Source organism: Micromonospora sp. NPDC005161, from assembly GCF_053599855.1.
This window is the reverse complement of record NZ_JBSFYQ010000013.1, coordinates 90320-108082: the sequence shown is the minus strand read 5'-3', so window position 1 is coordinate 108082 and position 17763 is coordinate 90320. Positions and strand designations below refer to the sequence as shown.

At 70.7% G+C, this 17763-nt stretch carries 22 protein-coding genes; 11 read left to right on the top strand and 11 right to left on the bottom strand.

What is annotated here, in order from left to right; genetic code table 11:
• Nucleotides 1-32: 32 nt before the first annotated feature.
• Nucleotides 33-689, bottom strand: coding sequence for an HAD family hydrolase (locus ACWD5O_RS15290; RefSeq protein WP_354965401.1), 657 nt, complete (start codon nucleotides 687-689; stop codon nucleotides 33-35).
• A gap of 122 nt (nucleotides 690-811) precedes the next feature.
• The gene (locus tag ACWD5O_RS15285) at nucleotides 812-1555 is read right to left on the bottom strand and encodes a neutral zinc metallopeptidase (protein ID WP_387322766.1); all 744 of its coding nucleotides are present in this window, start codon (nucleotides 1553-1555) and stop codon (nucleotides 812-814) included.
• Between the two features lie 181 nt (nucleotides 1556-1736).
• On the opposite strand from ACWD5O_RS15285, the gene ACWD5O_RS15280 reads away from it, so the two are divergent.
• Entirely contained in the window at nucleotides 1737-2099 is a 363-nt protein-coding gene (locus tag ACWD5O_RS15280) for a hypothetical protein (RefSeq protein ID WP_354965376.1), read from the top strand.
• A 5-nt stretch (nucleotides 2100-2104) separates the two neighbouring features.
• Here ACWD5O_RS15280 and ACWD5O_RS15275 read toward each other — a convergent pair whose 3' ends face one another.
• Nucleotides 2105-2314, bottom strand: coding sequence for a hypothetical protein (locus tag ACWD5O_RS15275; protein WP_354965377.1), 210 nt, complete (start codon nucleotides 2312-2314; stop codon nucleotides 2105-2107).
• Between the two features lie 246 nt (nucleotides 2315-2560).
• On the opposite strand from ACWD5O_RS15275, the gene ACWD5O_RS15270 reads away from it, so the two are divergent.
• Complete coding sequence (locus tag ACWD5O_RS15270) at nucleotides 2561-2953, top strand: YciI family protein (protein WP_354965402.1); 393 nt, start codon at nucleotides 2561-2563, stop codon at nucleotides 2951-2953.
• Between the two features lie 2 nt (nucleotides 2954-2955).
• Entirely contained in the window at nucleotides 2956-4197 is a 1242-nt protein-coding gene (locus ACWD5O_RS15265; protein ID WP_387322770.1) for an RNA polymerase sigma factor, read from the top strand.
• 10 nt (nucleotides 4198-4207) lie between these two features.
• Here ACWD5O_RS15265 and ACWD5O_RS15260 read toward each other — a convergent pair whose 3' ends face one another.
• Entirely contained in the window at nucleotides 4208-5305 is a 1098-nt protein-coding gene (locus tag ACWD5O_RS15260) for a calcium:proton antiporter (RefSeq protein WP_450085666.1), read from the bottom strand.
• Between the two features lie 316 nt (nucleotides 5306-5621).
• On the opposite strand from ACWD5O_RS15260, the gene helR reads away from it, so the two are divergent.
• The gene (gene helR, locus ACWD5O_RS15255; protein WP_387322837.1) at nucleotides 5622-7766 is read left to right on the top strand and encodes an RNA polymerase recycling motor ATPase HelR; all 2145 of its coding nucleotides are present in this window, start codon (nucleotides 5622-5624) and stop codon (nucleotides 7764-7766) included.
• A gap of 6 nt (nucleotides 7767-7772) precedes the next feature.
• Here helR and mug read toward each other — a convergent pair whose 3' ends face one another.
• Nucleotides 7773-8348: a G/U mismatch-specific DNA glycosylase gene (mug, locus tag ACWD5O_RS15250; protein WP_450085665.1), complete on the bottom strand. Its 576-nt coding sequence runs from the start codon at nucleotides 8346-8348 to the stop codon at nucleotides 7773-7775.
• A gap of 100 nt (nucleotides 8349-8448) precedes the next feature.
• Between mug and ACWD5O_RS15245 the strand changes: the two genes are divergently transcribed.
• Nucleotides 8449-9192, top strand: a complete 744-nt coding sequence (locus ACWD5O_RS15245; protein ID WP_387322772.1) for an SAM-dependent methyltransferase — start codon at nucleotides 8449-8451, stop codon at nucleotides 9190-9192.
• Nucleotides 9193-9229: 37 nt separating this feature from the next.
• On the top strand, nucleotides 9230-10072 hold the full coding sequence (locus ACWD5O_RS15240; RefSeq protein WP_450085664.1) for a CPBP family intramembrane glutamic endopeptidase: 843 nt from the start codon (nucleotides 9230-9232) through the stop codon (nucleotides 10070-10072).
• On the opposite strand, the gene ACWD5O_RS15235 is transcribed toward ACWD5O_RS15240, so the two are convergent.
• The 4 genes from ACWD5O_RS15235 to ACWD5O_RS15220 all read right to left on the bottom strand — a co-directional run bounded on the left by ACWD5O_RS15235 (nucleotide 10069) and on the right by ACWD5O_RS15220 (nucleotide 12240).
• Nucleotides 10069-10332: a hypothetical protein gene (locus ACWD5O_RS15235; RefSeq protein WP_121653307.1), complete on the bottom strand. Its 264-nt coding sequence runs from the start codon at nucleotides 10330-10332 to the stop codon at nucleotides 10069-10071. The two genes, ACWD5O_RS15240 and ACWD5O_RS15235, sit on opposite strands and share 4 nt — an antisense overlap.
• Before the next feature lie 173 nt (nucleotides 10333-10505).
• A complete protein-coding gene (locus tag ACWD5O_RS15230; RefSeq protein WP_450085663.1) occupies nucleotides 10506-11078 on the bottom strand; it encodes a hypothetical protein in 573 nt (190 codons plus the stop codon).
• A gap of 127 nt (nucleotides 11079-11205) precedes the next feature.
• A complete protein-coding gene (locus ACWD5O_RS15225) occupies nucleotides 11206-11787 on the bottom strand; it encodes a hypothetical protein (protein ID WP_450085662.1) in 582 nt (193 codons plus the stop codon).
• 24 nt (nucleotides 11788-11811) lie between these two features.
• Entirely contained in the window at nucleotides 11812-12240 is a 429-nt protein-coding gene (locus ACWD5O_RS15220; protein ID WP_450085661.1) for a VOC family protein, read from the bottom strand.
• A 120-nt stretch (nucleotides 12241-12360) separates the two neighbouring features.
• Here ACWD5O_RS15220 and ACWD5O_RS15215 point away from each other — a divergent pair, with 120 nt between their 5' ends.
• Entirely contained in the window at nucleotides 12361-13281 is a 921-nt protein-coding gene (locus ACWD5O_RS15215) for an NAD-dependent epimerase/dehydratase family protein (protein WP_450085660.1), read from the top strand.
• A gap of 9 nt (nucleotides 13282-13290) precedes the next feature.
• Here the strand turns inward: ACWD5O_RS15215 and ACWD5O_RS15210 are convergent, their stop codons facing one another.
• Nucleotides 13291-13731, bottom strand: a complete 441-nt coding sequence (locus ACWD5O_RS15210; RefSeq protein WP_450085659.1) for a VOC family protein — start codon at nucleotides 13729-13731, stop codon at nucleotides 13291-13293.
• Between the two features lie 199 nt (nucleotides 13732-13930).
• Between ACWD5O_RS15210 and ACWD5O_RS15205 the strand changes: the two genes are divergently transcribed.
• From ACWD5O_RS15205 to ACWD5O_RS15195, 3 genes are all read left to right on the top strand, one after another.
• On the top strand, nucleotides 13931-14665 hold the full coding sequence (locus tag ACWD5O_RS15205; RefSeq protein ID WP_450085658.1) for a methyltransferase: 735 nt from the start codon (nucleotides 13931-13933) through the stop codon (nucleotides 14663-14665).
• A gap of 150 nt (nucleotides 14666-14815) precedes the next feature.
• Nucleotides 14816-15394, top strand: coding sequence for a hypothetical protein (locus tag ACWD5O_RS15200; protein WP_450085657.1), 579 nt, complete (start codon nucleotides 14816-14818; stop codon nucleotides 15392-15394).
• A 4-nt stretch (nucleotides 15395-15398) separates the two neighbouring features.
• Nucleotides 15399-15839 (top strand): hypothetical protein, encoded by a 441-nt coding sequence (locus ACWD5O_RS15195; RefSeq protein ID WP_450085656.1) that lies wholly within the window; start codon nucleotides 15399-15401, stop codon nucleotides 15837-15839.
• A gap of 179 nt (nucleotides 15840-16018) precedes the next feature.
• Here ACWD5O_RS15195 and ACWD5O_RS15190 read toward each other — a convergent pair whose 3' ends face one another.
• Complete coding sequence (locus tag ACWD5O_RS15190) at nucleotides 16019-16618, bottom strand: hypothetical protein (protein WP_450085655.1); 600 nt, start codon at nucleotides 16616-16618, stop codon at nucleotides 16019-16021.
• Between the two features lie 263 nt (nucleotides 16619-16881).
• On the opposite strand from ACWD5O_RS15190, the gene ACWD5O_RS15185 reads away from it, so the two are divergent.
• Nucleotides 16882-17718, top strand: coding sequence for a tyrosine-type recombinase/integrase (locus ACWD5O_RS15185; RefSeq protein ID WP_450085654.1), 837 nt, complete (start codon nucleotides 16882-16884; stop codon nucleotides 17716-17718).
• Nucleotides 17719-17763 lie beyond the last annotated feature (45 nt).

Genomic DNA, 17763 nt, shown 5'->3' with positions numbered 1-17763 from the left:
CGGCGTCGGGGTTCCGTGCCATCAGCCCCCGGTCAGCCGGTCGCGCCGGCCCGGTCGACCAGCAGCGCGGCAAGCAGATCCAGGTCCGCGCCGGTCAGGCTCTCCAACTGGTGTACGCCGGGCATGCTCGGCAACGGCGCCTCCGCGGGTACGGCCAGCACCGCCGCGCCGGCGGCGAGCGCGCTGGCCACCCCGGTCGGCGAGTCCTCGATCGCCACGCAGCGGCCGATCGGCACATCCAGCAGCCGGGCGGCGGTCAGGTACGGCTCCGGGTGCGGCTTGACCGCGACCACCTCGTCGCCGCAGACGACCACGTCGAAGCTGTCCCGGCCGAGGGTGTCCAGGGCGATCTCGACCAGCGGCCGGCCGCTGGAGGTGACCAGCGCGGTGGGGATGCCCGCCGCCCGGACCGCGCGCAGCAGGGCGAACGCGCCCGGACGCCAGCGCAGCCCGCTGCGGAACAGCTCCAGGATCCGGGCGTTGATCCACGCCGCGCTGGCCCCCGGGTCCCGTTCGGGCTGGCCCAGGTCGTCGTGCAGGATGCGCATCGACTCGGCCATGCTGGTGCCGACGATCGTCTGGCGGGCGGCGACGGAGAGTTCACCGCCGTACTCCCGCGCCAGTTCCTGCAGTGCGACGTCCCACAGCTTCTCGCTGTCGACCAGCGTGCCGTCCATGTCGAAGAGCACGGCGGCGGGGTGATGGCTGCTCAGCGGATCCTCCAGGGTCGTGGCCGACACACCGGCGATCCTGCCAGGGCCTGCCGCCGCAGATGGCGGCGGCGGGCGCCGGGGTGACGCGGGCAACCCGGTCAGCCCAGGTCGCAGGCCTTCAGAGAGCGCTCGTAGCCGCGGAAGAACGACTCGGTGCGCTGCTCGGAGGTGCCGTGCGAACCCTCGGCGAACCACGGCTGGTCCGGGTCGTCGCCTACGGCCGCCACCCCCTCTCGGAACTCCTCCAGGTCACCCTCGGCCAGGTTCAGGTCGCCGGAGCGCACCGAGTCGCCGAGGTACGCCCCGGCCATGCAGTCGGCCTGCAACTCCTGCTGGATGGTGAAGCTGTAGTTGATGCCGAGCCGCACCTGGATGCCGTGGGCGTACTCGTGCCCGAGCAGGTAGAACACGAACGCGTCACCGACCTGCCGGAACGCCGCCACCGACCAGGCGATGTCGTAGGCGATGAAGTCGCCCCGTGAGCAGTAGACCGCGTTGTTGCGTGGCAGCGGCTGGCCGCCGCAGGACACCTCACCCGCCCGCTGGTACGAGGTGATCCGCCGGATGGGCTGGAAGCCCTGCCCGGACGCCTTGAACTGGGCCGCCCAGTACGGCTCGGCGACCGCCTGGGCGTCGGCGACGTCCTGCTTGAACTCGGCGACGCTGGTGGTGCTGTCGGCCCGGGTGGTGCTGGGCCCCGGCGAGGCCGCCGACCGGTCCGGCGTCGGGCGCTCACCCTCGGGCTCGGCCAGCCCGCCGCCGGCGCACGCGGCCGACACCAGCGCGGCGATCAGCAGCCCCACCAGTGGACCCCGGGCGTCGCGCCCCGATCGTGCCCCCACGGTGCCTCCCCTGGCGTCGGTGCTGAGCTACGCAGTACCCCGACGATACGGTCACCACGCCCACCACCTCATTCACGTGCGTGGCCGCCGGGTGGTTCACGGTTCAGGCGCGGTTCACGGCGCCGGCGTTCAACCGCCACAATGGGCCGGGGCGGGCCACCGTCCGGTGAGGAGGGTCGTCGTGCACGTGCTGGGCAGCCGCCGGCGCAGCCAGCCAGCCCCGCCGCACATCGTGTGGCGGTCGCTGCGCGACCCGTACGAGGCCGGCAGCCGGCCCTGGCTGGAGCTTCGCGACGACGAGGTGGCGCCCCGGGTGGTGGCGGGCTACGCGCCGGTGCTGCTGATCTGGTCGTCGCTGTGGCCGCACCGGCCCCTCGACCGGATCCGCTTCGACCTGGCTCCCGAGCCGCCCGGCTCGGACTGCGCGCTGCGCTGGACGCTCACCACCGACGGGGAACTGCCGGGCGAGAGCACCCTCGGATACCTGCGACACCGGCTCAACTACCTGATCAACAACCGGCTGCGGCTCTCCTACGGTCAGTAGACCGGTCAGCCCGTGCCCTCGCGACTCCGCTGCCACGTGTCGCCCTGGTCGCCGTGCCGCTCGGCCTCGTACCGCTGCTGCCTGGCCCGGGCGTCCCGCCCGGCGGCATCGTCGTCGGCGGAGCGCAACCGCGCCCGATCACGCCACGCCACCACCCCGAACGCCCCAGCCGCCACCGCGGCAAAGACCCCGACCACCACCCACACCGTCGTCATCCCGCCACGCTAACCATTTCCCACCACCCACCCGCCCCGGCGCCGCCCCGGCCCCCGCCCGGTGACCATGAAGTTATTGCCGGGTGGCACGGCGTGTCGTGACAACAACTTCATGATCGACGCGCGGTGAGAGGTGGGGGTTGGAAATGGGGGGTCGTAGCGTGTCCGGGTGGGGTGGGTGGCTTCGACGTCTCTGGTGAAGCGGCGCCGTCGCGGCGCCGGAACAGGAGGACCACCGTGAAGTACATGATCCTGCTCTACGGCTCGCAGCAGGACTACGACGTGCTGACCGGCCGGGCGACCGACCGGCCGGCCATGTCGGCCGAGCAGATCGCGGCCATGCACAAGCACATGGAGACGTTCCACCAGGCGCTCGCCGAGTCCGGGGAACTGGTCGACGCCCGGGGGCTCAGCGAACCGGTGCACGCCCGCCGCGTGCAGGTGCGTGACGGCGCGCCGGTGGTCACCGACGGTCCGTACCCGGAGACGCAGGAGGTGCTGGCCGGCTACACGATCGTGGAGTGCGCCAGCTTCGACCGGGCCACGGAGATCGCCGCCGGTCTGGTCGACCCGGACTCCCCCGGCGGGTACGTGGACGTGCGGCCGGTGCTGGACGGCGTCGAGGACCTGGCCGGCTGACGATGCCGAAGCCCGTCGAGGACCTGCTGCGCGAACTGGCGCCGCAGGTCCTCGGCGCGCTGGTGCGTCGCTACGGGCACTTCGACACCGCCGAGGACGCCGTCCAGGAGGCGCTGATCGCCGCAGCGAGCGGTTGGCCGCGCGACGGCGTACCGGAGAATCCCCGGGGCTGGCTGATCACCGTCGCGTCCCGCCGGCTGACCGACCTGCTGCGCGGCGAGCAGGCCCGGATGCGGCGGGAGGACGCCGTGGCGCGGCGGGTGCTCCCCGAGCAGTGGCAGGCGCCCGCCGCCGACCGGCCGCCGGCGGACGCCGACGACACGCTCATCCTGCTGTTCCTGTGCTGCCATCCGGCGCTCTCGCCGGCCTCGCAGATCGCGCTCACGCTGCGCGCGGTGGGCGGGTTGAGCACCGCCGAGGTGGCCAGGGCCTTCCTGGTGCCGGAGGCGACGATGACCCGGCGGATCAGTCGGGGCAAACAGCGGATCCGGGCCAGCGGGCTGCGGTTCGCGCCGCCCACCGGCGCGGAGCGCGCCGACCGGCTCGCCGCCGTGCTGCACGTGCTGTACCTGATCTTCACCGAGGGGTACGCGCGGACCGCCGGGCCGGGGCTGCTGCGCGGCGACCTGACCGCCGAGGCGATCCGGCTGACCCGGCTGGTGCACCGGCTGCTGCCGGACGATCCCGAGGTGACCGGGCTGCTCGCGCTGATGCTGCTCACCGACGCCCGCGCCCCGGCCCGAATCGGTCCACACGGCGAGCTGGTGCCGATGGCCGAGCAGGACCGGGACCGGTGGCGGGCCGACCAGATCACCGAGGGCGTCGCACTGATCACCGCGGCGCTGCCGCGCGGGGTCGTCGGGCCGTACCAGCTCCAGGCAGCCATCGCGGCCGTGCACGACGAGGCGACCAGCGCGGAGGCCACCGACTGGGCCCAGATCACCGCCCTGTACGAGGTGCTGCTGGCCATCTCCGACAACCCGGTCGTGGCGCTCAACCACGCCGTGGCGGTGGCGATGAGCCGGGGCGCGCCGGCCGGGCTGGCGCTGCTCGCCGAGCTGGCCGACGACACCCGGCTGGCCGACGATCCCCGCCTCCCGGCCGCCCGCGCCCACCTGTGGGAGCTGACCGGTGAACGGGTCGCGGCGCGGGAGGCGTACCGAACGGCGGCGGCGCGGTCGACGAACCTGGCCCAGCAGCGCTACCTGAACGCCCGCGCGGACCGGCTGGCAGACGGTCGGTGAAGGCGGCGGGTCAGGGGCTGGCGGCCAGGAAGACGAAGGCGGCCAGCAACACCAGGTGTACGCCGCCCTGAAGCACGTTGGCCCGGCCCGGCACCACCGTCAGGACCGCGGTCACCGCGGTGAGCGCGAGCAGCGCGAGCTGGGTGCCACCGAGGCCGAGCAGCAGCGGGCCGTCCAGCCAGATCGAGGCGATCGCTATGGCCGGGATCGTCAGGCCGATGCTGGCCATGGCTGAGCCGAGCGCGAGGTTCAGGCTGATCTGCACCCGGTCGCGGCGGGCGGCGCGGGCTGCGGCCAGGGTCTCGGGCAGCAGCACCAGCAGCGCGATGATGACACCGACGAACGCGTGGGGCAGGTTCGCCGCCGCCACCCCGGCCTCGATCGTCGGGGAGACGGTCTTGGCGTCGCCGACCACGGCGACCAGCGCCACCAGCAGCAGTCCCAGACTGACCAGCGCCGCTCGCGTCGTCGGCGGCTTCGCGTGCTCCTCGGCGTCGATGACCCGGCCCTCGCTGTCGACCGGCAGGAAGTAGTCGCGGTGCCGGCCGGTCTGCACCAGCACGAACAACCCGTACAGCGCCAGCGACGCGACGGCGGCGAACGTGAGCTGGGCCGGGCTGAACTGCGGGCCGGGCCGGGTCGTGAAGGTCGGGATGACCAGGCTCAGGGTGGCCAGGGTGATCACGGTGGCCAGCGCCCCGCCGGTGCCCTCCGGATTGAACACCGCCACCCGCCGCCGCAGCGCCCCGAGCAGCAGGGACAGGCCGAGGATCCCGTTACAGGTGATCATCACGGCGGCGAAGACCGTGTCCCGGGCGAGCGACTGGGTCTTCTCCGGTCCGCTTATCATCAGCGTGACGATCAGGGCGACCTCGATCACCGTGACCGCGACGGCGAGCACCAGGGAGCCGTACGGCTCGCCCACCCGGTGGGCGACCACCTCGGCGTGGTGCACGGCCGCGAGCACCGCGCCACCGAGCAGCGCCGCGACGACCACGACGACGGGTGCGGGTAGGTCCCGCCCCCACGTCAGGATCAATACCAGCACGGCGAGCACGGGTACGGCGACGGTCCAGTCGGTCATTCGGGATCGAAGCAGGGCGGCCATGCCCTAAAGAGTGCCAGGTCAGGTGATCATGTGCCCACCATCGACGCAGCCGTGCCGCGGTGGGGGCACTCTCCACTACGGTCGAAAACCCTGATTTCCGGCGGGCCATCGCATCGCGCGGAAAGTGTCTGTCACAGCGGACGATCAAGGGAAAGGAGGGCGCACCCACTCCCCGCCACTTCTAACGTATAGCGCACCGGGGGGCTTGCGGCAAGACCCGGGTCGTGCCGCAGAATCGCCGACCGAGGCCAGGACCTGCGGAAATCCGAGCAACGGTTGCCCGCGGCCTCAGATCGGAGCCAATGACGTGAGCCCTCTGACCACCAGTGTGTTCGACCTTCCCGACCACCTCTCCCCCAAGGCCGACCCGGCGCTGGTCGGCCGCGACGAGCGGCACTTCGCGGCCCTCGCGGAGAGCCTCGAGGAGTTGTTCGCCGAGCTGTCCGCCCGGCTTGACGCCGCGCGCAAGGCGCCCGGTGGCAAGGGCCGGCAGGCGGTGGACCGCGACATGGAGGTCCGCCGGTTGACCGCTCGCCTGCGCGCACTGCGCCGCTTCGGTCTGGACCTGTGCATCGGACGCGTGGTCGGCGCGGACGACCCGGAGCCCGTGTACGTCGGACGACGCGGCCTCACCGACAGCACGGGTCGTCGGCTGCTGCTCGACTGGCGCTCCCCCGCGGCTGAGCCGTTCTTCGGCGCGACCCACGGCAACCCGATGGGTCTGGCGAGCCGCCGCAGGTATCGCTGGACCCGCGGCCGGATCAGCGATTACTGGGACGAGGTGTTCACCCCGGACGGGTTGGAGGGGCACGCCGCGCTCGACGACCAGTCCGCCTTCATCGCCAGCCTGGGCAGCAGCCGGTCCAGCCAGATGCGGGACGTGCTCGGCACCATCCAGGCCGACCAGGACGCCATCATCCGCGCCGGGTCCCGCGGCGCTCTCGTCGTCGACGGCGGTCCCGGTACGGGGAAGACCGTCGTCGCGCTGCACCGCACCGCCTATCTCCTCTACTCGGATCCTCGCCTCGGTCACCGTCGGGGCGGCGTGCTGTTCGTCGGGCCGCACCAGCCGTACCTGGCCTACGTCGGCGACGTCCTGCCCAGCCTCGGCGAGGAGGACGTGCAGACCTGCACGCTGCGGGACCTCGTGCCCGAGGGCGCCGCGGCAACCGTCGAGACCGACCCGGACGTGGCCCGCCTGAAGTCGTCCGCGAACCTGGTGCACGCGATCGAGGCGGCCGTCCGGTTCTACGAGGAGCCGCCGGCCGAACCGATGACGGTCACGGCCGGCGACGCCGACATCCGGCTCAGCGCCGACGACTGGGCCGAGGCGTTCAGGGCGCCGGGGCCCGGCACCCCGCACAACGAGGCGCGTGACGAGATCTGGGAGGAACTGCTCACGATCCTGCTGGAAAGGTACGACGGCGACGAGCCGGAGGACCTGGTCCGTGGGTCGCTGCTGCGGAACAGGGAACTGCTCGCGACCGTCAACCGCGCCTGGCCGCTGCTCGAGGCGACCGACCTCGTCGGTGACCTGTGGTCGGTGCCCGCCTATCTGCGCAGGTGCGCGCCCTGGCTCAGCCCCGAGGAGATTCGCAAGCTCCAGCGAGGTGACGCCCAGGCCTGGACGGTGTCCGACCTGCCGTACCTGGACGCGGCACGGCAGCGGCTCGGCGACCCGGAGGCGTCCGGGCGCAAGCGTCGGCAGGAGGCCATCGTCGCCGTCGAACGCGAGCGCATGGCCACGGTCGTCGACGAACTGATCGAGGCCCACGCCTATGACGACGGTGAGGGCGTGCTGTCGAGCCTGCGCCAACTGGATCTCCAGGACGCCCTGGTCGACGAGTCCGCCCTGCCCGGCGCCGACCCGGACCAGCTCGCCGGCCCGTTCGCGCACATCGTCGTGGACGAGGCTCAGGAACTGACCGACGCGGAGTGGCAGATGTTGCTGCTTCGCTGCCCGTCCCGGAGCTTCACCATCGTCGGCGACCGCGCCCAGGCGCGGCACGGGTTCACCGAGTCGTGGCAGGAGCGGCTCGAACGGATCGGGCTCGACCGGGTCGACCTGGCCTCCCTGAGCATCAACTACCGGACGCCGAAGGAGGTCATGGCGGAGGCCGAGCCGGTCATCCGGGCCGTGCTGCCCGACGCCAACGTGCCGACGTCCATCCGCGGCAGCGACGTCCCCGTCGTACACGGATCCGCTTGCGACCTGGGCTCGATCCTCGACACCTGGCTCGCCGCGCACGCCGACGGAATCGCCTGCGTCATCGGTGACCCCACCTTCCCGACGACGTCCCGCGTCCGGTCGCTGACCCCGGAGCTGTCGAAGGGGCTCGAGTTCGACCTGGTCGTCCTGGTCGACCCCGAGGCGTTCGGCACCGGCATCGAGGGAGCGGTCGACCGCTATGTGGCGATGACCCGAGCGACCCAGCAACTCGTCGTCCTCACGAGCTCCTGACGGTTCTCACCGGCGGAGCGTCTCCTCGTGCAGCGCCGCGAACTGGGCGGTCAACGCCGGCAGCGGGAAATGCGCGTTCAGGCCGCTGGGGTTGGGCAACACCCAGACCCGGGCTGGGCCCAGTCGATCCGGCTGCGGGCCCAGCCCGGCTCCGGGCCTGGCAAAGGCGATCCGGTACGCGGTCACCCCGAGGATGGCCACCCACCGCGGCCGATGCCGCTCGGTCTTCACCGCCAGCCCCGCCACCCCGGCCACCAGCTCGGCCGGCGGCAGCTCGTCCGCGCGGGCGGTGGCCCGGTTGCTCAGGCTGGTGATCCCCAGGCCCTGCCGCAACAGCTCGTCGCGTTCCCACGGGCGCAGCTCCCGGTCGGTGAAGCCGGAGCGGTGCAGGGCCGGCCAGAAGCGGCTGCCCCGCCGGGCGAAGTGCTCTCCCACCGCGGCGGAGTAGAGGCCCGGGTTGAAGCCGCAGAACAGCACCCGCAGGCCGGGACCGATCACATCCACCAACCCCCGGCCGGCGGCCGCCGCGACCTCCTGCGGGGTCGGCCGCCGCCGGAAATGCCCCGGCTCGCCGGTGTCCACCCCACCGATCCTGCCGTACGGCCCGCCACCCGATCACGGCTTCCGGCGCACGGGGCGGCCCGGCCGCGCACCGTCGATCATGACTTGACACCCTCAACGGATGCAGTCAATCGACCACCTCGCCTCCAGCCGCTACGCCCGGATGCGCTGGAACACTCCGCTGTCGGAGGAGCACGCGTCCCTGCTGCTCCAGCGGCTCGACGTCCGTCCCGGCTCGCGCGTGCTCGACCTCGGCTGCGGCTGGGGTGAGCTGCTGCTCAGGGCGGTCGCCGCGGGCGGTGTCGGCGGCCCGGTCGCGACGAGGGGCGTCGGCGTCGACACCGACGATGCCGCACTGGCCCGAGGGCGGAGGCAGGCCGCCGGCCGGTCACTGAACCGGCATGTCGCGTTCGTGATGGGAGAGGCGGCGGCCTGGCAGGAGCCGGCCGACCGGGTCCTGTGCGTCGGTTCCGCCCACGCCTTCGGCGGCACCGGCGCCGCCCTCGACGCGCTCGCCGCGGTGGTCCGGCCCGGTGGACGGCTGCTGTTCGGCGAGGGGTACTGGGACCGTCCCCCCGGCAGGGAGGCCGAGCAGATCTTCGGGACGGAGGTCACCGACCTGCCAGGCCTCGTCGAGGCCGCACGCGAACGCGGCTGGCGGGTCCTGCACCTGAGCACCGCCGACCAGCGCGAGTGGGACGACTTCGAGTCCACCTGGCTCGCCGGCCGGCAGGAGTGGCTGCTGACGTACCCGGAGGATCCGCGCGCGGCGGAGGTCCGCGCCGAACTCGACGAGCGGCTGCGCCAGTACGTCTCGGTCTATCGCGGAATCCTCGGCCTCGCGTATCTCGTCCTGGGTCGCTGACGGCCCGTCCTTGACCTCGGGGCCTACGGTGAGCGCGGTGAGCGGTCGACCTCGCGAGCCCCGGGCAACCCGCGACGCTCGCCTCGCCCCGCACTGGCGAATCCTCATCGTGTTCGCCGGCACCGTGGCGGTGTGGCTGTTCGTCTACCACGGTGCCCTGCTCGGCCGTGACTACGACCGCCCTACCCATGTCGCCAGGGCCGTCCTCACGACGCTGCTCGTCGTACCCCTGGTGGTTGTCGCCCGCCGCCTGCTGGACCGGCGAGCCTGGACCGGCCTCGGGTTGCCCACGCTGCGCGTCGGCTGGCGGAATCTGCTGCTCGGCATGGCCTGCTGGCTCGTGCCCGCCGCCCTGGGGTTCGCGCTCTGCCTCGGCTTCGGCTGGGTCGAGATCAGCCTGCGCACCTCCGCCGCCGACGCCCTACGGGTGGCGGCGCTCCTGGTCGTGCTCGTCTTGCTCTACGAGGCGCTGCCCGAGGAACTCGTCTTCCGCGGCTACCTGCAACGCAACCTCGCCACCCGGTTGCCGGCCTGGCAGGCCGTCATCGGCCAGGCCGTGTTGTTCACCCTGTTCGGGTTCCTCGTCGGCGCCGCCACCTCCCCCGACCGACTCCTCCTCTTCGTCGTCTTCGCGCTCCTGCTCGGCGCCTTCCGCGTCGCCACCGGTGACATCTGGGCGGGCATCGGTTTCCACCTCGCCTTCCAGACCGTCGCCCAGTTGTTCGGGGAGATCGGAGGCGTCTTCGACGTCACCGGAGCGAACGTCCTGAGTCTCGTCGCCCTGGGTGGCCTGCCGTTCTCGCTCGGCTGGATCGCCATGCGACGGCTCCACCGGGACCGCCTGCGGTGGCAGGCCGTCGACCCGGACCACGCTTCCTAGACGGCCGGATTGCCCGGCGGGGTCCGCTGCAGGCGCATGACGTAGGAGATGACGGCGATGGCGAGCGTCTTCAGCACCGAGATGCCGACGACCGTCCAGTACTCGCTGGTGAACGCGCCATCCCAGCCGGACACCGCCTCGTAGAGGACCGGCAGCACGGCGATCAGCACGTCGGTGATGAGCCCCTGCACGACGGTACGCACGGCCCGGTTGCGGGCGTCGGCCTTCGCGGGCAGGGGTGTGGTGGGGGTGATGGTCATGGGGTGCCTCCTCGGACTTTCCGGAGCCGATGCCCGATGCCGCCGTCATTGGCGTGTCCAGCGTTCCTCGGCGGAGGAAAGGACCGCCACCGCGCAGACGGGACAGGTCGGGCGTCCATGCCAAAAGGAACAAACCTGGCAGGCCTTGGGCCCGCGGTCCGCAGCGGCGCTGGTCAGGAGTCCGCCGGCACCCCGGCTTCGAGTTGGCCGATCATCGGGGCCAGGAGGTCGTTGAGTTCCCGAGCCAGCACCGTGACGGCTCTGCGCGCCGCTGGCGCCACGGAATCGTCCGGCCCGTCCGGGGCCGGCGGCAGATCACCGAGCGGGACCGGCGCGTCCACCTGAAGCACCGCGCGCAGGTGCGGGCTGCGTGTCCGATCCTGCTCCGACGGCGTCGTGTACTGGCCGAACAACTGCGGCCAGTCCCGCCAGCCACGGTCACGCTGCCACTGCTTCGTCCAGGTCAGCTCCGCCGGCCACCGCGAGACGACCGTCACCGCGCAGAGCATGCTCCCGTCCCACGGGCTTCGCGAGCAGGTCGCCGAGATGATCCGCCGGTGCCAGCGGACGAAGCCCGGGGACAGCTCGGCGGCCAACCGCCACGCCGTGGCCGCGAACGCCACCGGCGCGATGTCACCCCAGGTGTCGGCGAACTCGTCGATCCGACCCAGCACCTCAGCCTCGTAGCGGCCGCCGTGCTCGCGGTCGAACTGCTCGTCGAGCCAGAAGGCGCGCGGTTCAGGCATCCCCATCACCACCCAACGTCGTGGCATCCATCAGGTCATCCGCACCCAAGCCGTCGAGCACACCATGACACAGGAGCGCGGTCGGCGTGGGAGTGGCAGCAGAGCCGGGGGCCTGCTGGGGTCGCGTCTAGACGCCCGAACCCGATGCGACAGCTTCCGTGTACGACATCATTAGCGGAGCGCAATCGAGATTCAGCGCGTGCAGGATCGCATGATGCTGCTCCTCTGCCCTGAGCTCGGAACGACTGAGCGCGACGCCCAGCTCCGCCTCGTCGACCGGCGCTACGCCGAGCGCCGCGAACGCAGCCGGATCGGCCCCGTAAGCGCCCGAGGGTGGGGTCGCGTCCGGCGGATAGGGCCGGCCGAGCATGTCGAACAGGATCTCGTTGTCGTCGTCGTCCCAGGTCTCGACAAGATAGGCCTGATCAGAGAGGTACTCGTGGTAGCTGCTGCCGTCGCGGAACAGCATGGCCACCAGCACGTCGGAGTCGAACACGTCGAACGAGGCGGCCACGCTGCCCTGGGCCAGGCTCAGCAGCTGCGCCAGCTTCTCGGTCTCGGCGTGGATGCCGTCCACCTGTGACGGCACCACCGCCCACCGAGACTCGGCGACCGGGATGATCACGGCCATCTGCTGCGACGCGGACACCGCGGCACGGACGTCGGCGAGACTGCCCGTGGCGAGAACGGTCCGATAGCTGCTGCCCACGAGCGGAGATCGTACCGGCAGTGGCTAGCCGACGAAGATGCAGAAGGGATGGCCGGCCAGGTCGGCGTACACGCGCAGTGGCTCGTCCGGGTCGTCGATGCGGTCGTACAACAGCCGGCCACCGAGACGGAGGACGCGTTCGTGCTGGACCTGCAACTCCTCAACCGACTCCACGGTCAGGTCCAGATGCAGCTGCTGGGGCACCTCATGCTTCGGCCACGTCGCTTCCGGCAGGTGCTCCACCTGCTGAAACGCCAACTGGGGTACGCCCTCGGGGCTCCTCAGCACCAGCCAGTCACGACCGCGCTCGTCCGCCTGCCCCGCCGCCGGCGGCTCGTCGCCGGATCGGTAGACCAGGCCCAGCAGGCGTCGATAGAACTCCGCCAGGGCTCGCGCGTCGGTACAGTCGAGCACCACCGAACACAGCCTGGGCACGCTCTCCGGGTCGACCACGCGTGATCACCTCCACCAGCCATTCTGGTCGTACGACAGGGCCAGCGCATCCGGAGCGGGCCCACGCACTCGTCATGCGGGGTCTTGACAACCACCGGGATCCACCGTGGACGATTCAGCGTGCGAATTCTCGTGGTCGGTGGCAGTGGCCTGATCGGTTCCCATGTCGTGGATGTGCTGCGCGAGCGGGGCCATGCGGCGACCACGGTGGCGCGCACGGCCCGCCCGGGCGTCGATCACGCGGTCGATGTCGGCTCCGCGTCGACCGATGACCTACGGCCGCTGCTCGCCGGTCACGACGGCGTCGTGTACGCCACCCGCACGGACGAGCAGCGACCACTGCCCAAGCCGATCTACCCGGTGTTCCGCCGGGACAACGTCGAGCCGGTGGTGCGCCTGTTCACTGCCGCCCGCCAGGAGGGTCTGACCCGCGGCGTCATCATGGGCTCGTACTACACCTACTTTGATCGGCTGCACCCGCAGTTGCGGCTCGCGGCCCACCACACGTACATCCGGTGCCGGGTGGAGCAGGCCCGGGAGGGACGGGCGGCCGCCGGCCCGGATCTACCGGTCGCCGTGCTCGAGTTGCCGTTCGTCTTCGGCCGGGCCGGCGACCGGCTGCCGAACTGGTCCGCTCCGCTGGACCGTTGGGCACGGTCACGCACACCCCTGGCCGTCCCCGTCGGCGGGACCGCCGCGGCCTCGGCGCGCAGCGTGGGCGAGGTGGCGGTGGACGCTCTTGAGCAGTCCCGCGGTGAGGACATTCCGGTCGCTGACGAGAACCTCACGTGGAACGACATGCTCGCGCGCATCGCCGAGGCGGTCGGGCGACGTCGCCGGGTCGCTCGCCTGCCCGCCAGCGTGGTCAAGGCCTCCCTACGGCTCGGCGGCGCGCTGCAGGCCCTGAGCCGCAAGGAGTCGGGCGTCAACCCGACCCACCTCACCGACCTCCTGCTCGCCGAGCTGTTCATCGAGCCGACGACCGGCCGGTCGCTGGATCCGGCGCTCCGCGAAACCTTCGCCGACACGGCGACCGCATAGCATCGGCCGTCAGCTGAGCTGTTGGGCCAGTCCGACGATGATGCCCTCGGGGCCGCGGACGTAGCAGAGTCGATAGCTGTCCTCGTACTGCGCCAGCTCGCCGACGAGTTCGGCGCCGTGGGTGCGCAGGCGGGCAACGACGTCCTCGATGTCGTCGACGGCGAACATGATGCGACGAATGCCCAGCGTGTTCGCCGGCGCGTCCTTCGGCTCGGCGCTGATCGCCTTCGGCGTGTGGAACATCGCCAGCTCGATTCGACCGTGGCCGTCCGGGGTCCGCAGCATGGCGACCTCCTGTCGGACGTCGTCGATCCCGATGACACGCTCCACCCAACGCCCCTCGATCGGCGCCCTGCCCTCCAGCTCCATGCCAAGTTCGACGAAGAACGAAATCGTCGCGTCAAGGTCATCGACAACGATGAGAACGTTGTCCATCCGCTGGATCGTCATGCTGAGTCTCCCTGGTGTGGTACGACCACGGTGGCCGCATCCACCCCTGAGACGGAGCCGCCGTGCCGTTCTCGACATCCTCTGCAGCATCCTGTTCCGGACCTGCCCTCTCGATGATCCAACGGTGGCGGCCCAGTCGGGTGGCGCGAAGGGAAGGAATCGACTATCGGGTCAGGTCGGCGGTGGCTACGGTATCCGGATGACCGACACCAGCCGGCCATCGGCGACCGCTGAGGCGGGCTACCAGCCGACGGTCACCGCAGCACATGCCAAGCAGATCCACCGGTGGCACGAGGACGCCTATCAATCGCTGCGAGCGGAGGCCGGGGCGGGGCAGACGTTCGACTACCTGGGGTTGACACTGCACGTGCCACCGGAGGTTATGCCGATCACCCCGGTGTCCGATCTCCTCGGTGAAGCCGTGCTGGCCGAGGTAGAGACCGGTGACCGGGTGTTGGACATGGGCACGGGCAGCGGCGTGAACGCCATCCTCGCGGCGTCCAGGGCGACCGATGTGGTCGCGGTCGACATCAACCCGCGAGCCGTCGAGGCCGCCCGACACAACGCGGCACGCAATGGCGTGTCGGAGCGAATCGACGTACGACAGAGCGATGTGTTCAGCGCGGTCGACGGTGACTTTGATCTGATCATCTTCGATCCACCGTTCCGGTGGTTCGCCCCGCGTGACCTGTTGGAGATGGCTGCCACCGACGCCAACTACGGCGCGCTGACCACGTTCGTCCGCGCTGCCGGCCGGCATCTCCGCGCCAACGGCCGCATGCTGATCTTCTTCGGCACCTCAGGTGACCTCGGTTATCTGCGGCAGTTGCTCGCCGAGGAGGGCTTTACGCCCGAGGTTGTCGCGACCCGGGACGTGGTGAAGGACGGGATGCGGGTGGACTACTACACGTACCGAGTGACCCGAACCGCCTAAACGTCTCACCGGAAAGCTGTGTTGCTGCGCCCTCGTGCACGCCTGTTCTCACTCAGCCGGGCTCGCCTGGCCGCCCCGGTCAGACGGCCTTGGCGCAGGTGCCGGAATCGGGTCCAGGGTACTGGCAGCCACTGGACCCAGGATCCGGAAGTGGGGCCACCCCCTCTGCTCGCCGACGACGGCCAACCGGCCGGACCACCACCGATCACCACAGGCACCATCCAGGCCGGCGCCCCGATCGAGGTCGAACGGCTCGTCAACGCCACCGGTCTGATCGGCCTCGCCGGCCGGCAACACCCCATCGGCTACCACTTCGCCGGCAGGCGCGTCACCGTCCGACTCGACCGCGGCCTCATGCAGATCACCGCCGACGGCGTCCTGCTGCGCAGCCTGCCCAACCCGCTGACACCGGCCGAAGTCGCCCGCATCCGCGACGCCCGCCCCGCCGGACCACCACCAACACCGGCACCCGAACCCGTGCGGGTCGAACGCCGCGTCAGCTGCCGAGGATCCCTGGTCATCGCCGGTCAACGCATCCACGTCGGCATCGCCCACGCCGGAGCAACCCTCACCGTCGAAGCCGCCGACACCACCTTCCGCGTCCACGACGGCGACCAACTCCTCACCGAAGTCCCCCGCACCACCACCAAGCCCATCGCCCGGTTCAAGGCCCGCAAGCCAGAACCAGCCCGACGCACCCCTACAGCACAACCCCCTGTGGAAGTCTGAGCCCATGCAGGCCCCCTCCCCACCTCAGGAAACAATCACGGCCGCCAACAGCCCGGACTGGTCAACCCGGGCCGTCGCAGGACAACAACTCGCCGCCTGGGCCCACCAAGACGCCATCGCCGACATCCTCCAGCGGCTCCTCCTCGACCGCGGCGACACCGCCGTCGTCGAAGCGACCTGCCTGACCCTGCTACGCCGCAACGACATTCACGGCACCAGACTCGTCGCACGAGCAACCACCACAGCTACGGATCTCCTGACCACCGGCCTCGACCACCTCGACCACCTCCACGCCGCCGTCGTGAACTACCTCCTCCCCGACTGGCTCGGCCAGCTCACCGGCACCGTGGACGACTTCCTCATCCTCTGCAACGCCCTAGCCCAAGACCCCGAGCCCACCACAGCAACCGGGGCCAGAGAACTCGCCAGCTGGGCCCGCCCGTAGTCCCGACGACCGAGCAGTACCGCCACCCTGTCCAGTAACAAGATCGTCTAGCCGGACGTGTCACCCACCTCCCGAGACTGATCTGTCACGGACGTCATGAGACCCGACAACTGTCCGGTCTCGGGACCTGCGTGACACATCGTTATCAGGACCTGCGTGACAGCCAGTCGTGGCAACGGTCAGGCGGTCTCCCGAAGCGCTTGGGGGAACGTGGCCTCGGTGATGGTCGCTGTACCGGCCATTGGCATCTGCTCGTGCATCGTGATCACATCGCCGGCTGTCAGACGTCGCCACCGTTCCGGGCTCAACGGTGCTAGACGAACAGCACCGCGCTCGCCGGGTTTGAGGTCCGGCTCGCGCTCGACCCAGATCCGCGCGACGTACAGATCCGGGTTGCCCGCAGCTGTCACGTCCCCGATGTCCCACAGCGGTCGAAGGCGCCCATCGCCTGGTATGGGCATGTGCCGGCCACCTGAAGCAGTGGACTCGACGAGCTGAAGGTCCGCGCGGATAACGCCGTGAAGCACTTCAAACCGACGCCAGTGACACCATCGCTCGGCTCTGTCGAGCTGCATCCAATGAGCGGCCTGGGCGCAGAGGTCCCAGAACGAGGTTTCGGCGGGGTGGACATCGCCAAGCTCCATGAGGATGTCCAGTGCCGCTTCCCAGTCATGGTGTCCGAGGTACTCATTCGCATCGGCCACCGTCCAGCCAGTGCCGCTCGTTGCTGACGCAGGGACGCGAGAGGCGGCCTGGCGAAGAAGGTCGGGGACATCCATGCCGTGATTCTCCAGCAAGGCCCGACGGTCCTGTCTCCGCGCAAGAAGCGGCCCGGTTCGAGATCGTCTAGCCGGATGTGTCACTCACGTCCCGAGACTGATCTGTCACGCAGGTTCTGAGACCCGACAACTTCGCCGCAGCCCGGCCGTTCTCGCCCGGTCGGCCCACTGTCCACGGGATGGCGAGCAGGCTGGTTCGCTCCGTACCCTGGCGACATGGCCGCCCTCGTCGACACCGCTCGGGAAGTTGCGCGGCGCGCGGGTTGCAGGAGAAGGGACTGTCTGCCGGCTACCGCCGGGTCCTGTTCAGCGACGTGTCGATGATCCTGAACGCCGCCGTGGACGACAAAAAGATCGTCAGCAATCCGTTCTCAGCCAACAGCATCCAACGCCCCAGGCACGTCGCCACCAAGGTCCAGCCTTGGTCAGTCGACCGGCTCACCGCGTTTCCCGCGAAGTTGCCAGACCGTTACCGAGTCGCCGTCGACCTAGGCGCGGGCTGCGGACTGCGGCAGGGCGAAATTTTCGCCGTAAGCCCAGACGACCTGGACCCGACCCGGCCAACCCTCCGAGTCGTCCGTCAGGTCAAGCTCGTGCGCGGCGCGCTCATCTTCGCCCCGCCCAAAGGCGGCAAGACGCGAGAGGTACCCGTCCCCTCCTCAGTAGCTCGCCGCCTGGTCGACCACGCCAAGCAGTACGCGCCCGTAGAGGTCACCTTGCCTTGGGGAACCCTGACCGGCGAGCCCACGACTGCCACGCTCTACTTGACGACCGCTGACGGCCTGCCACTCAGCCGCTCGAAGTTCAACCCCGGCATCTGGAAGCCGGCGATCCGCGCGACGGGCATCCCCGACGACCGCCGCAACGGGATGCACGTCCTTCGGCACACCTACGCCTCGGTTCTCCTGGACGCCGGGGAGAGCATCAAGGCGCTCTCGACCTACCTCGGCCACGCCGACCCGGGATTCACCCTGCGGACCTACACGCATCTCCTGCCGACCAGCGAGGACCGCACGCGCCGAGCCATCGACACCGCGTTCGGCGAGGACCAGGCCGCCGGCGATGGGCCGGGAGCCGTTGACGGCCCGAACACGGCATGATCAAGGTTCAACGGCCCTTTGGACTACCCGAAGTGCAGGTCAGGG

Excerpts from the sequence above, each read along its gene's own strand:
- ACWD5O_RS15275 (WP_354965377.1), bottom strand. The coding sequence starts at position 2,314 with ATGACGACGGTGTGGGTGGTGGTCGGGGTCTTTGCCGCGGTGGCGGCT.
- ACWD5O_RS15270 (WP_354965402.1), top strand. The coding sequence starts at position 2,561 with ATGATCCTGCTCTACGGCTCGCAGCAGGACTACGACGTGCTGACCGGC.
- ACWD5O_RS15265 (WP_387322770.1), top strand. The coding sequence starts at position 2,956 with ATGCCGAAGCCCGTCGAGGACCTGCTGCGCGAACTGGCGCCGCAGGTC.
- ACWD5O_RS15260 (WP_450085666.1), bottom strand. The coding sequence starts at position 5,305 with ATGGCCGCCCTGCTTCGATCCCGAATGACCGACTGGACCGTCGCCGTA.
- ACWD5O_RS15245 (WP_387322772.1), top strand. The coding sequence starts at position 8,449 with ATGCAGTCAATCGACCACCTCGCCTCCAGCCGCTACGCCCGGATGCGC.
- ACWD5O_RS15235 (WP_121653307.1), bottom strand. The coding sequence starts at position 10,332 with ATGACCATCACCCCCACCACACCCCTGCCCGCGAAGGCCGACGCCCGC.
- ACWD5O_RS15230 (WP_450085663.1), bottom strand. The coding sequence starts at position 11,078 with ATGCCTGAACCGCGCGCCTTCTGGCTCGACGAGCAGTTCGACCGCGAG.
- ACWD5O_RS15210 (WP_450085659.1), bottom strand. The coding sequence starts at position 13,731 with ATGACGATCCAGCGGATGGACAACGTTCTCATCGTTGTCGATGACCTT.
- ACWD5O_RS15205 (WP_450085658.1), top strand. The coding sequence starts at position 13,931 with ATGACCGACACCAGCCGGCCATCGGCGACCGCTGAGGCGGGCTACCAG.
- ACWD5O_RS15195 (WP_450085656.1), top strand. The coding sequence starts at position 15,399 with ATGCAGGCCCCCTCCCCACCTCAGGAAACAATCACGGCCGCCAACAGC.
- ACWD5O_RS15190 (WP_450085655.1), bottom strand. The coding sequence starts at position 16,618 with ATGGATGTCCCCGACCTTCTTCGCCAGGCCGCCTCTCGCGTCCCTGCG.